At 65.1% G+C, this 13561-nt stretch carries 12 protein-coding genes; 7 read left to right on the top strand and 5 right to left on the bottom strand.

What is annotated here, in order from left to right:
- Positions 1-118: 118 nt before the first annotated feature.
- Complete coding sequence (locus ACVWYP_RS09070; RefSeq protein WP_304498401.1) at positions 119-940, top strand: acyl-CoA thioesterase; 822 nt, start codon at positions 119-121, stop codon at positions 938-940.
- Positions 941-1131: 191 nt separating this feature from the next.
- On the opposite strand, the gene ACVWYP_RS09065 is transcribed toward ACVWYP_RS09070, so the two are convergent.
- Positions 1132-2145, bottom strand: a complete 1014-nt coding sequence (locus ACVWYP_RS09065) for an IS5 family transposase (protein ID WP_259244704.1) — start codon at positions 2143-2145, stop codon at positions 1132-1134.
- 348 nt (positions 2146-2493) lie between these two features.
- On the opposite strand from ACVWYP_RS09065, the gene rocF reads away from it, so the two are divergent.
- Positions 2494-3471 (top strand): arginase, encoded by a 978-nt coding sequence (rocF, locus tag ACVWYP_RS09060; RefSeq protein ID WP_028340465.1) that lies wholly within the window; start codon positions 2494-2496, stop codon positions 3469-3471.
- 227 nt (positions 3472-3698) lie between these two features.
- Here the strand turns inward: rocF and ACVWYP_RS09055 are convergent, their stop codons facing one another.
- Together ACVWYP_RS09055 and ACVWYP_RS09050 are read right to left on the bottom strand one after the other, a co-directional pair.
- Positions 3699-5315 carry a phosphoenolpyruvate carboxykinase gene (locus ACVWYP_RS09055; protein ID WP_304498400.1) on the bottom strand — a complete coding sequence of 539 codons (1617 nt, stop codon included), beginning with the start codon at positions 5313-5315 and terminating at the stop codon, positions 3699-3701.
- 927 nt (positions 5316-6242) lie between these two features.
- Positions 6243-6989, bottom strand: coding sequence for a HugZ family pyridoxamine 5'-phosphate oxidase (locus ACVWYP_RS09050; RefSeq protein WP_304498399.1), 747 nt, complete (start codon positions 6987-6989; stop codon positions 6243-6245).
- A gap of 241 nt (positions 6990-7230) precedes the next feature.
- Between ACVWYP_RS09050 and ACVWYP_RS09045 the strand changes: the two genes are divergently transcribed.
- From ACVWYP_RS09045 to ACVWYP_RS09025, 5 genes are all read left to right on the top strand, one after another.
- Positions 7231-7932, top strand: a complete 702-nt coding sequence (locus ACVWYP_RS09045; protein ID WP_016843287.1) for a response regulator transcription factor — start codon at positions 7231-7233, stop codon at positions 7930-7932.
- A 110-nt stretch (positions 7933-8042) separates the two neighbouring features.
- A complete protein-coding gene (locus ACVWYP_RS09040; protein WP_304498398.1) occupies positions 8043-9851 on the top strand; it encodes a sensor histidine kinase in 1809 nt (602 codons plus the stop codon).
- Positions 9848-10288, top strand: a complete 441-nt coding sequence (locus ACVWYP_RS09035; RefSeq protein ID WP_304498397.1) for an HPr kinase/phosphorylase — start codon at positions 9848-9850, stop codon at positions 10286-10288. The genes ACVWYP_RS09040 and ACVWYP_RS09035 overlap by 4 nt, the downstream gene beginning before the upstream one ends.
- A 214-nt stretch (positions 10289-10502) precedes the next feature.
- Entirely contained in the window at positions 10503-10904 is a 402-nt protein-coding gene (locus tag ACVWYP_RS09030) for a PTS sugar transporter subunit IIA (RefSeq protein WP_021076632.1), read from the top strand.
- Complete coding sequence (locus tag ACVWYP_RS09025) at positions 10901-11227, top strand: HPr family phosphocarrier protein (protein ID WP_028340460.1); 327 nt, start codon at positions 10901-10903, stop codon at positions 11225-11227. The genes ACVWYP_RS09030 and ACVWYP_RS09025 overlap by 4 nt, the downstream gene beginning before the upstream one ends.
- 168 nt (positions 11228-11395) lie before the next feature.
- Here ACVWYP_RS09025 and ACVWYP_RS09020 read toward each other — a convergent pair whose 3' ends face one another.
- Positions 11396-13009 (bottom strand): glycosyltransferase family 39 protein, encoded by a 1614-nt coding sequence (locus tag ACVWYP_RS09020; protein ID WP_304498396.1) that lies wholly within the window; start codon positions 13007-13009, stop codon positions 11396-11398.
- A gap of 110 nt (positions 13010-13119) precedes the next feature.
- Complete coding sequence (locus tag ACVWYP_RS09015) at positions 13120-13338, bottom strand: M15 family metallopeptidase (RefSeq protein WP_304498395.1); 219 nt, start codon at positions 13336-13338, stop codon at positions 13120-13122.
- Positions 13339-13561: the final 223 nt, after the last annotated feature.

Genomic DNA, 13561 nt, shown 5'->3' with positions numbered 1-13561 from the left:
CGATTACGCCCGACGTCATTGAAATCAGCGCGATTGCCCGCGATATTGCATGATGGACGTCATTGCTCGTCATTGCGTATGGCGATACGGAAGCGCCAGTCGATATTGAAAGATCCGCATGCTCACCAAGACCCCGCACCTTTTCGATGAAGCAACCGCCGTGACCGCCGGCGACAGCCGCTGGCAGGGACGGACCAGTCCCGATTACTGGGCGTTCGTCGGCCCGTTCGGCGGCTGCACGGCCGCGACCATCCTGCGCGCGCTGATGCAGCATCCGCAGCGCGCGGGCGATCCGCTGGCGCTGACGGTCAACTACTGCGCGCCGGTCGCCGAGGGCGCGTTCGATCTCGATGTCCGCCTGGTCAAGGCCAACCGCTCGAGCCAGCACTGGTCGGTCGAGATGACGCAGGGCGGCGGCGAGGTCGCGACGCTGGCGACCGCCGTGTTCGCCGAGCGCCGCCCATCCTGGTCGCACCAGCCCGCCGAGTTTCCGGGCGCCGTGCCGTTCGACGAGCTGCGCTCCTTTCCGAAGCTCAAGATGACCTGGGCCAACCAGTACGATTTCCGCTTCGCCGAGGGCGAGCCGAAGTTCGCCGGCGGCGGCGGCGCGCAGCAGCCGTCGAGCCCCTACTCAAAGCTCTGGATCGCCGACCGTGTGCCGCGCAAGCTCGATGCGCTGTCACTGATGTCGATGTCGGACGCGTTCTTCGGCCGCGTCTTCCACGCAAGGCACGAGCTGGTGCCGTTCGGCACCGTGTCGCTGACGACCTATTTCCACGCCGACGCGGCCGACCTGGATGCGGAGGACACCACCCGCGTGCTCGCCACAGCCGACGCCAAGACCTTCCACAAGAGCTACGGCGACCAGCACGGCGAATTGTGGTCGCCTTCCGGCCGGCTGCTCGCGACCACGACGCAGATCGCTTATTTCAAGGCGTAGCGCGTGAAGAAGTTAGGTTGAACTGGCGATGCAAAGGCGGTGCGCCCCCTCTCCCGCTTGCGAGGGCTTTGCGCAATCGGGCGTGCGCGGGTGCAGGCCAGTGTCAGGCATTTTTTTGCGTGGCTTCTGGGGGCGCGCGGGAGTGGACAGCTTCGTTTGGGCGGCCGATTGACGGCATTGCGGAGCGGCGGTCACAGCGCAACACCCGTTGGACGCAGCATTGCCCATCGTTTGAGGTTCATGGCGAGGCAGAGAAGATGCAGATGGGTCTGATTGCGTGCCAAGCCCAGATAGCGAGCGCGCGCCCAGCCATAGACGCCCTTGAGGCGCGCGAAGACCTGCTCGACCGGGGCGCGGCGCCGTCCCACGGCGTCGTTGAAGCGCTTCTGACGCGCGGTCAGGGGATGATGCTTGTTGGGCCGGAACATCAGCCGCGGCTTGATGCCCCGGGCCGCGAGGAGGGCGCGGCGCTCGTGCTTGTCATAGGCCTGGTCGGCGTAGACCGCCTTCTCGTCGCCGCAGATCAACTCGTCGGCCGGCACCGTGTCGTTGACCGCGGCGTCGGTCAGCTTGCTGCGACGGATGATCGCCGAGCCCTGGTCGACGCCGACATGCGCCTTGTAGCCGAAGTACCGCTTGCCACCCTTCTTGGTCCATCGCGCATCCGCATCCCGCTCGCTGTTGACCAGCTTGCTCGGCGCACGCCCGTCCGGGCCGAGCGGCAGCGGGTCTTTCGGCGGCTTCGGCGGCTTCACCGCCGCCGGGATCAGGCTCGCATCGATCAATGTGCCCCGGCGCAGCACCAGCCCGCGCGCGTCGATCTGGCGCAGGATCTCGCCGAACAGCCTCTCCTCCAGATCGGCCTGCTGCAAAGCTTCGCGGAAGCGCCAGATCGTCGTGTGGTCGGGCGTCTCGTCACCGAGCACAAAGCCGCAGAATTCGCGGAACGAGGCCCGATCATCGAGCGCCTCCTCCAGCTCCGGATCAGACAACCCATACCATTGCTGCAACAGCAACGCCTTGAACATCACCAGCCGTGGATAGGGCGGCGCTCCACGCTCCGGTTCAGCAAGGCTGCGCAGCACGCACTCCACAGCCGCCCAATCGACCAGCTCGCAAATCCGCCTCAGCACCGAACTCCCTTTCCCCCGCCGCGACACCAGCGCATCTGCGAAGCTCGCTTGACCAACCTGCCGATACGCCATCCCCGCCTCCCCCTTCAGATCGGTCTTAGAGAATCGCAGATTCCCCTTTGCGCAAAGCCCTCGCTTGCGGGGGAGGGCTGGGGTGGGGGCTCTCTCCACGAATCATATCGCGGAGAGAGCCCCCACCCGCCACGCTTCGCGTGTCGGCCTAAGAGCGAGCTTCGCTCGTCTCGACCCCGCAAGCGGGAGAGGCGAAGCGAGTCCGTGGCCTGACTTATTCAACCAAGAATCAACCCGGGCGCGCCCGCAACTATCCACATTGGTCTGTTACGACCGCATTGCCTATTTCAAGGGTTGAGGGAACATTGGCACGTCGCTTCTGTTCCACACCTTTGGGAGCACTGCTGCATGTCCGAAGCCGACACTTCAAGACCCTCGCGCATCGCCCTGCTTGGCGTTCCCATCGAGATCGGCGCGTCGCAGGCCGGCCCGCTGATGGGGCCGGATGCGCTGCGCACCGCGGGCATCGCGCGCCTGCTCGAGCAGCTCGACTTCCAGGTCGACGACCACGGCAACCTTGCGATCCCGCAGGTCGTCGCCGACGGTCCGGTGCCGGCCAACACCAGGTTCTATGACGAAGTGAAGACCTGGACCCGCGCGCTCTCCGAGCGCGCCTATTGGCTGGCGCATTCCGGCGCGATCCCGATCTTCATGGGCGGCGATCACTCATTGTCGATGGGGTCGATCAACGGCGTCGCACGCTACTGGCAGGAAAAGGGCCGGCCGCTGTTTGCGCTGTGGGTCGACGCGCATGCCGACTACAACACGCCGGCCACCACCATCACCGGCAACATGCACGGCATGTCGGCCGCGTTCCTGTGCGGCGAGCCCGGTCTCGACGATTTGCTCGGCGGGCTGCCGCGCGCCTCGATCCCGCCCGATCAGCTCGACCTGATCGGCACGCGTTCGGTCGATCCGCTGGAGCGCAAGCTGCTGCGGCAGCGCAATGTGTCGATCGCGGACATGCGCCAGATCGACGAGTTCGGCGTCGCCGTGCTCACGCGCCGCGTCATCGAACGCGTCAGGGCGAAGAACGGCGTGCTGCACGTCTCGTTCGATGTCGACTTCCTCGATCCGGCGGTGGCGCCCGGCGTCGGCACCACGGTGCCCGGCGGCGCGACCTATCGCGAAGCCCATCTCATCATGGAGCTGCTGCACGATTCCGGGCTGGTGCGCTCGCTCGACATCGTCGAGCTCAATCCCTTCCTCGACGAGCGCGGCCGCACCGCGCGCGTCGCGGTCGAATTGATCGGCAGCCTGTTCGGCCTGCAGATCACCGACCGCCAGACCCCGAGCAACGCGGTGCTGCCGGAGATGGGGGAGTAAGGCATAGCGAAACGCACTCCAGCTCCTGCCCGTCACCCTGAGGAGCGCGCACTTACGCGCGTCTCGAAGGGTCGACGGCCCGACTGTGGCCGTGCATCCTTCGAGGCTCGCAAGAGCTCGCACCTCAGGATGACGGGGGAGATAGCGTTGCGCGCTGCATAACAAGGCAACAAACAAAAAGGCGGCCACGAGGGCCGCCTTTTCAAATCGCGTATCGCTTGCGCGGCTTACTCCGCCGCCAGCTTCACTTCCGGCGCGGCGGCGCGGACTTCGGCGTCGACCTGCGCTTCGAACTTGGCGAAGTTCTTCTGGAACATGCCGACCAGCGCACGCGCAGTCTTGTCGAACTCGACCTTGTCGGCCCAGGTCTTGATCGGATCGAGGATGTGCGGCTCGACGCCCGGCAGCGAGGTCGGCACCGCGAAGCCGAAATACTTGTCGGTGCGGAAGTCGGCGTTGCGCAGCGAGCCGTTCAGCGCCGCGGTGAGCAGCGCGCGGGTCACCTTGATCGGCATGCGACGGCCGGTGCCGTACTTGCCGCCGGTCCAGCCGGTGTTGACCAGCCAGCAATCGACATTGTGCTTGGCGATCAGCTCGCGCAGCATGTTGCCGTAGACCGACGGATCGCGCGGCAGGAACGGCGAACCGAAGCAGGTGGAGAATTCCGGCTGCGGCTCATTGCCGAGGCCGCGCTCGGTGCCGGCGACCTTCGCGGTGTAGCCGGACAGGAAGTGATACATCGCCTGCGCCGGCGTCAGCTTGGCGATCGGCGGCATCACGCCGAAGGCGTCGGCGGCGAGCATCACGACGTTCTTCGGATGCGGCGCGCAGCCGGTGCGCGAAGCGTTCGGGATGAAATCGAGCGGATAGGCCGAGCGGGTGTTCTCGGTCTTCGAGCCGTCGTCGAAATCGGGCACGCGATCGTTGGCGCCGAGCACGACGTTTTCCAGCACCGCGCCGAAACGCTTGCTGGCGGCGTAGATTTCCGGCTCGGCTTCGCCGGACAGCTTGATGCATTTGGCGTAGCAGCCGCCTTCGAAATTGAAGACGCCGTCCTCGCTCCAGCCATGCTCGTCATCGCCGATCAGCGTGCGCTTGGGATCGGCCGAGAGCGTGGTCTTGCCGGTGCCGGACAGACCGAAGAAGATCGCGGTGTCGCCGTCGGCGCCGACATTGGCCGAGCAGTGCATCGGCATCACGCCCTTCTCGGGCAGATAGAAGTTCAGCGTGGTGAACACGCTCTTCTTCATCTCGCCGGCATATTGCGAGCCGCCGATCAGGACGATCTTGCGGGCGAAATCGATCGCGACGACGTTCTCCGACTTGCAGCCGTGGCGCTTCGGATCGGCGCGGAAGCTCGGCAGGTCGATGATCGTGAGTTCGGGCACGAAGCTCGCGAGCTCCGACGCCTCGGGGCGGATCAGCAGCGTGCGGATGAACAGCGAGTGCCAGGCAAGCTCGGTGAAGACGCGGGTCTTGATGCGATGCTTCGGATCGGCACCGCCATAGAGATCCTGCGCGAACAGCGTCATGCCTTCGGCATGCTTGAGGAAGTCGGCATGGAGCGCAGCGAACTGCTCCGAGGTGATCGACTGGTTGCCGGCCCACCACATGCTCTTGTCGGTCAGGCCGTCGCGGACCGTGAACTTGTCCTTCGGACTGCGCCCGGTGAACTCACCGGTATCCGCGCAGAGCGCGCCATCGGCCGACAGCACCGCTTCGCCATTACGCAGCGAATGCTCGTAAAGCTGAGGCGCGCCATAATTCCAATGCACGCCCTTGAGATTTTTTAAGCCGAATTTATCGGCGCCGAAGGCACCGTTATGCACGCCCGTCTCTTGCACGAAGAACCTCCTCGAACCCGCGTATCCTTGTTCGCGCGAATGTCGCTAGTCGCGCCCCGCCGCGGTGACCGTGATCAGAATATAGCCTCTCGGCTTCGGTCCGGCGACCTAATAGTGGGGATCGCCGGGCTTGCCAAGCCAATCGAACGGCTTTTGGCTGATTCCAAGGCAGGCACATCATCTGGCGCAAATACCGCAGCGCGAAACCCTTTCGTCTTGCTTTCGTTTTCTTGTTGTTTTCCCGACGGTCGAGCGACGTTTCGTCGCCTTTCCCGCCGCGCACGGAGCTTTGCGATGCACAAAAAGTGCCAGCCGGCGGGCAGCGCCTTCGCCGATCGAGGCGAACGGCGCGGAGAATGCCGGGTATGCATTTCGCGCTGAGGATGTATCGTTGAGATGAGCCGCCGCGCATTGACGCAGCGCTGCAGAGCCGAGCATGACCACCATCGTGTTGCACGCGGCACCACCTGATCGGCATTGAGCTGCAGATCAGAGCTGCTGACGAGCAGTTTCGATTGCGCTCAACACGCCTTCGTCGAAGCCCGATTGTATCAATGCTCAACTGCGATGAATGTTCCGCAGTGCGTCGCGTTCGGCGGCGAGACGATCGCTGACCCCGGCGATCGATGATAACGCAATCAGCGCGGTCGCACGCGCGCGTCATCGCGGTCGACATCGCGATCCGGCTGATTTTCCGAGGCAGCCGCGCCAGACATTCTTGCATGCACATCGAGCCGACGGGCGATGACACGACACGCCCGTGCGAAATGATCGCGCTGTCAAATCCGCGCAGACTGGAAGCGACGCGCGGTTGGAGGACAGCTCGCCTCGGCGACCGCGCAATCGCGCCGCCGCGGCCATGCGACACCATGCCTCGCCACGGCCGCAGCACCGCAGTGCGGACAGGTGGTTTTCGCTGATCGCTTCCTATTCCTTGGCGCGTTCCTTGGCGCGCGCCTCGCCGGCGAGCCGCACCAGCATCTTGCGCAGCTCGGTGCCGGTGGTGACACGCTCGGGGAAATCCAGCCGCAGCGTGTCGCGGCCGGCCTGCATGTCCATGCCATCAGGATCGCAGCCGGTGCAGAGCCATTCGGCACTCTCCGCGCCGAGCAGCCGCGTGGCGTAGAGGTTCATGGCCTCGCGGTGATCCTCGTTCATATGCGCCACCGCGCCGGGCTCGGCTTCGAGCAGCTCCTCGGCTCCCCCGAGATCGGTCAGGAATTGCGCGGGTTTGAGGTCCACGATGCGGCCAAACCCGGCGACCAGATGGGCACCGCTCGGCCTGATCCGGAAAAACGAAAAATCCTTAAATTCCACAAAGGCTTCCGCTGACGGATGGGCGCCGAGATAGCGCCGGCGGACGAGCTCCCGCCCGGCCTCCGCGACCTCCTCCGCCTGACCGGCCAGCATGATCCGGGCACCCTCCAGCGGATCGCCCTCGGCGCGCTCGTCCAGCATCAGCGACACCCTGGGATCGGCCAGGACGTTCTTGGTATGCAGCGCCAGCCGGGAAATCAGCAGGATCGGCGAGCCGTCGGGATGGCTGGCCAGATTGACCAGCGAGCAATAGGGATCGCCGGTGCCGGCCATCAACGTGGCGAGGGCGCCCTGGCGGCTGCGGCGGAGCAGCGAGCGGGCAAGGTGGGCAGGATCGAAGTCGGCGGTCGGTTGCATGGGCCTATCGGGTCATTTTGGGGGCGAATCGGGCGGGTTCCCTATGAAAAAAGGGCCTTTTCTCATGGTCCAAGGGTGCTATATGGGGACCCATCGCGTGGGTCGCAGAAGCGGATTTTTGCGGAACTCGGTCACACTTCAGCCCAGCTTGCATTGCTCGTTGACCGCGTTCGAAGCCCAATTCTACGGCGCGTCGCCAGAGTGCCCGCCGTCTAAGCCACTCTCATTGTGAAAGCAGCACATGCCCACAATCGCCCTGGTCGACGACGACCGCAACATTCTCACTTCGGTTTCGATCGCGCTCGAAGCCGAAGGCTATCGCATCATGACCTACACGGACGGTGCGTCGGCGCTGGATGGGTTTCGCACGTCGCCGCCCGATCTTGCGATCCTCGATATCAAGATGCCGCGCATGGACGGCATGGAAACGCTGCGCCGGCTGCGCCAGAAGTCCGACCTGCCGGTGATCTTCCTCACCTCGAAGGATGAGGAGATCGACGAGTTGTTCGGCCTGAAAATGGGCGCCGACGATTTCATCCGCAAGCCGTTCTCGCAGCGCCTGTTGGTCGAGCGGGTCAAGGCCGTGCTCCGCCGCGGCCAGCCGAAGGATCCGACCGCCGCACCGAAGGAGCCGGACGCCCGCGCACTCGACCGTGGCCTGCTGCGGATGGATCCGGAGCGCCACACCTGCACCTGGAAGAACGAGCCGGTGACGCTCACCGTGACCGAATTCCTGATCCTGCAGGCGCTCGCCACCCGCCCCGGCGTCGTGAAGAGCCGCAACGCGCTGATGGACGCGGCCTATGACGACCAGGTCTATGTCGACGACCGCACCATCGACAGCCACATCAAGCGGCTGCGCAAGAAGTTCAAGGTGGTCGACGACGACTTCGAGATGATCGAGACGCTGTACGGCGTCGGCTATCGCTTCAAGGAAGCCTGATCTGCGCTTCCCGGGCGGCTTGTTAACTGACAGGCTCCGCACGGCTGGGGTAAGCTCGGTCGATTGTCTGCTTCGCGGGACGACATCCATACCAACCGGCAGCTTTGCCAGTGCTTGATCGAACGCAGCTCGAGCAAGGCCTGAACACCGAGGACGCGTCGCAGCTCCTCGATCAAGAGGCCGTGGCCGACGAATTGGCGCGCGACAAGGGCTGGCGCCGTCCGCTCGGCTGGCTGCGCCGCGCCGGCCAGTTCTTCTTCGCGCTGTCGTTCTCGAGCCTGACGCGCCGCATCGTCTCGCTCAACCTCGCCGGCCTCGTCGCGCTGGTCGCCAGCATCCTCTATCTCTCGCAGTTCCGCGCCGGCCTGATCGAGGCGCGCACACAGAGCCTTCTGGTCTATGCCGAGATCATCTCGGAGGCGATCGCGGCGTCCGCGACCGTCGAAGGCAATACCGTCACGATCGATCCCGACCGCCTGCTCGACCTCAAGCCGGGCGAGAGTTATGGCCAGCCGGACGAATCGGCGGATTTCCCGATCAATCCCGAGCGGGTCGCGCCGGTCCTGCGCCGCCTGATCGCACCGACCAAGACGCGGGCCCGCATCTTCGACCGCGACGGCGGGCTGATCCTCGACAGCCGCAATCTGTTCGCGCGCGGCGACGTGCTTCGCATGGAGCTGCCACCGCCGTCGGAGAAGCCGTCGCTCTATGAGAAGACCAAGGCCACGATCAAGACCTGGCTCAACCGCGGCGACCTGCCGATCTACCGCGAGCTCGGTCCCGAAGGCGGCAAGGGCTATTCCGAAGTCGCACAATCGCTCGAGGGCATGAAGGGCAGCGCCGTGCGCGTCACCGAGCGCGGTGCGATCATCGTGTCGGTTGCCGTCCCGGTGCAGCATTTCCGCGCCGTGCGCGGCGCATTGATGCTGACCACCCAGGGCGACGACATCGACCAGCTGGTGATGTCCGAGCGCCTCGCCATCCTCAAGATCGGCGGGGTCGCCTCCGCCGTCATGATCATGCTGTCGCTGCTATTGGCGAGCACGATCGCGGGCCCGGTGCGGCGGCTCGCCGACGGCGCCGAGCGCGTCCGCCACCGCATCCAGACCCGCGTCGAGATTCCCGACTTCACGGGGCGCCGCGACGAGATCGGCCATCTCTCCGGCGCGCTGCGCGACATGACCAACGCGCTCTACAGCCGCATCGAGGCGATCGAGATGTTCGCCGCCGATGTCGCCCATGAGCTGAAGAACCCGCTGACCTCGCTGCGCTCCGCGGTCGAGACGCTGCCTTTGGCGCGCAACGAGAACAGCCGCGCGCGGCTGCTCGCCGTGATCGAGCATGACGTCAGGCGGCTCGACCGCCTGATCTCCGACATCTCCGACGCCAGCCGGCTCGATGCCGAATTGCAGCGCCAGGACATGGCGCCGGTCGATCTGCGGCGGCTGCTGACGACGCTGACCGGCGTCGCCAACGAGACAAGGCTCGGCCACGACGTCGCCGTCGAAGCCCGCTTCGAGGGCCGCGGACCGACCGATACGCTGTCGGTGCCCGGCCATGATTCGCGGCTCGGCCAGGTGATCTCGAACCTGCTGTCGAACGCGCAATCATTCTCCAAGCCGGGCGACAAGGTGCGCATCGTCTGCCGCCGCACCCGCGGCGAGGTCGAGATCGTGGTCGACGATGACGGGCCCGGCATCGGCGAGGACGCGCTGGAGCGGATCTTCGAGCGCTTCTACACCGACCGGCCGCACCAGGGTTTTGGCCAGAACTCCGGCCTTGGGCTTTCGATCTCCAAGCAGATCATCGAAGCGCATGGCGGACGCATCTGGGCCGAGAACCGCTTTGGCCCTGCGGACGCAGACGGCAAGCCCACCGTCGCCGGCGCGCGTTTCGTGGTCAGGCTGCCGACACTATGAGCGACAATTCGAGCGTGCACGCATCCGCCGTTCTGGTCGGCGAGCGTGCGGTGCTGATCCGCGGCCCGTCGGGCGCCGGCAAGTCGCGTCTCGCCTTCGACCTGATTCTCGCCGGGCGCACCGGAGCGCTTCCGCCGGCCATTTTGGTGGGGGATGACCGTGTCCATCTCGACACAGCCGGCGAACAATTGTGGGTTCGTCCGGTTCAGCAATTGGCCGGTCTGATCGAGATCCGAGGCCTCGGAATCCGCCATTGTCCGTTCGCAGGCGAGGCCGTGGTGGGGCTGATCGTCGACCTCGCCGCCGACGACGCCGAGCGGCTGCCGTCGCCCGAGGCGCTCACGATTCGCCTTAATGGTGTTTTGATACCGCGAATTCCCGTCGGCATCGGCTTCCAACCCCTGCCGCTGGTTGTCGCTGCGCTGACGACAACCTGAAAGTTCATGTTCCCGTAATCTTGCGGCCAATTGTGGGAAGGGAATTGGTAACCATATCACATCCACTATCGCGTCGGATTTTGCCGGCGCAGCCTCCCCTCTCTACCGCCAGGAACCGGGAGACTAGCCAAGATGCCCTCTTGCGCAGGGCCTCTGGATGGTCAAAGTGGCGCGTTCGTGCGGTGCACCAAAGGGCGCCCGCGAGGAGTTTCCGATGATTGGTCTAGTGCTGGTGACCCATGGGCGCCTTGCCGACGAGTTCCGAGCGGCGCTCGAACACGTCATGGGTCCGCAGAAACAAATTGAAGCGATTACGATCGGGGCCGAGGACGATTCCGATCTCTGTCGAAGCGACATCATCGAGGCGGTGAACCGCGTCGATAGCGGCGACGGCGTTGCGATTCTCACCGACATGTTTGGCGGCACGCCGTCCAACCTTGCGATCTCCTGCATGAGCCGCCCGAAGGTGGAAGTGCTCGCAGGCATCAACCTTCCCATGCTGGTCAAGCTTGCCAAGGTTCGCGAGGAGCGTTCGCTGCCCGACGCGATCGCGATGGCCCAGGAAGCCGGCCGCAAATACGTCACCATCGCCAGCCGCGTTCTCGCAGGCAAATGAGCGACGAGGCTCCGGGCGGAAATCAAATCGGCCCGGGCGTGCCAGCCGGCGCCATTTCCCGTGAGCTGCTGATCGTCAACAAGCGCGGCCTGCATGCGCGGGCATCTGCCAAGTTCGTCCAGCTGGTCGAGCGCTTCAACGCCGAGATCTGGGTCACCCGCGGCACCGAGACCGTCGGCGGCACCTCGATCATGGGCCTGATGATGCTCGCCGCCGGGCCCGGCACCACGGTCGTGGTCTCCGCAAAGGGCGAGCAAGCGCAACAGGCGCTCGACGCCATCGCCGAACTCGTCGCCAGCAAGTTCAACGAGGAAGGCACTTAGGTGCTGCCTCGCGTGCCGCGACGCTAAGCGGAAGCCTCTTCCCGTCATCCTGAGGAGCGCGAAGCGCGTCTCGAAGGATGCACGGCCCGGCCGGTGGCCGTCGATCCTTCGAGACGCCGCTTCGCGGCTCCTCAGGATGACGGAAAACGGCGGTGATGCCGGGAATGGCTACTTCGCCGGCGGCACCAGATAGACCTTCCACACCGTCGACGGACCGGGATGGCCGTTGAAGAAGCGCATGGTGGTCATCACCAGCGGCTCGGCATCCTTGGCGTGCTCCGCCATCCACGCCTCGCAGGGCTTCAGGAACACCGGATCGGTGGTGTCGCAGACGCCGATGAAGCCGAGGCGCTTGGCTTCGTCGAGCGACGTCAGCCCCGACGACCAGGCTTCGCCCGGCACCAGCGATGCCGGATGATCCGGACTGTAGAACGTCATCGGCTCGCCGATATCAGACCGCGCGACGACCACGGCCCAGCGCGAATGGAATCTGTCCTGCCAGGTCTGGGTGAGCTCGCGCGCGAGCTCGGAGCGCGCGGCGTAGGTCGAGCCGCCGATATGGTTGGACGCGATCTCCTGCGTCGCGATGCTGGGCGCGGCGATCAGCGTGACGACCGTGGCCACGAACCAGATCGCGGTGATCGAGAACAGCGCCATGCGCGGGAAGCGGAGCGAGGGGATCGCGACCAGCGCCAGCGGCACCAGGAAGAACAGCGGGATGCCCCAATCGGTCTTGATATAGACGGTGAACGCCAGCGCGCCGAGCGGCGGCCCGATCGCGACGATCAGCTGGATGATCCAGACGTTGAGCGCCTGCGGAAGGTTGACGGCGGGATTGGGTCCGCGCGACCAGATCCGCGCCAGCACGTCCGACGGCCGCCACGGCACCGAGCCCAGCAGCAGCGCCACAAGGCCCAGCACGACGGGAATCGCGAGCAACCCGGCATTGTGCACGACATAGCCGATCACGAGCTGCACATTGAGTGCGCGGCTCGACAGCGCGTAGACGTCACCGGCATAGGTGAACGGCACGAAGTCCACCTCCTCAAGCCACACCAGATGCGGAATCATCGCCACGATCATCGTGCCGATCGCAACCCATGGCGCCGGCGAGCGCAGGAATTGCGTCCGTTGCGGATGGATCAGCGCGGCGAGCCCGACGGCGCCGATCATCGTCACCACCCAGTACTTGGTCATCAGCGCCAGCATGCCGGCAAAGCCGAGCCAGAGCCCCGATTTGAAGCTGCGCTTCTCGAACGCGTTCAGATAAGCCAGCACCAGCAGCGGCAGCGGCACCAGCTGCGCGAGATCGGCATTGTATTTGAAGCCCTTGAAATTGAAGATCGGGTAGAGCGCGAGCATCACCACCATGAAGAACGCGCGGCGGCGATCGACGACGCGCAGCGCGATCAGCCAGCACACCACCAGCGCGAAGCTGACCGTCGTCATCGCGAGCGCATAGGTCGACCAGTTGGTAACGGGAAAAATCCTGAACCAGACCCCGGCGATCCAGCCCGACAGCGGCGGGTGCTTGCCATAGCCGAGCAGGAAGCGCTGGCCCCAAGCATAGGCTTCCGCAACATCCATATGGATGTCCTGCGCGGCCTTGAGCTTGACCAGGATCAGCGTCCACAGCACCGCATGAACCAGTGCGAAGCCGATCACGAACCACAGGCTGGTCCCGGGATCGGTGGCGCGCGAGGCGATCCAGGCGGCGATCCGCCGGATCGTCAGCTTGCGGTTGGTGCGCCGGGCGGCGGGGAGTGTGGAGGCGGTCGACATGGCCTGTGCCTGAGGCATGCCCCGGAAAAGTGGGAAGCGGTTTCCCGGAAGGATCATGCCCGAATGGAAGCGGAAACGCAGATGGGTGCTGATCTGCATTTCAGCGCGCTTTAGCGCGTTTTTGTGGCCAGTGAAATCAGCTTGGCGTGAGAACGCCTCCAGCAAGCGGATTCACTTTCCGGGAAGTCCGGCCGGGACTCGAAATGCATGGTATCGTAGTGACGCCGCTTGCCGCCCCAGATGAAGCCGTGGCGCGCGAAGATGAAGATGTTGACGATCTTGCGCGGCGTCCGGTTGTTGCAGGGGATGTCTTGCCCTTGCCGGCCCACAGCCGGTCATCCGAAACTTTCAGGTTGAGGTCGATGGCGGCGGCGTAGCCATGCATGCTCATCCGCCCGGTGCCGGCAACGCGAAAGACGATTTTCGGGCCGAAAGACCTGGCAGGAACATACCCGGAAATCGGTTACGGCAACCCTGCCGGAAACGGCGTGGTGATTCGCCGTCACACCCCTGCAAAATACCGCAATTTGGTTGCCCGCGCGGGGGTGCGGA

The sequence above is a fragment of the Bradyrhizobium sp. USDA 3262 genome, assembly GCF_054060035.1.
This window is presented reverse-complemented; position numbering and strand designations above follow the sequence as displayed.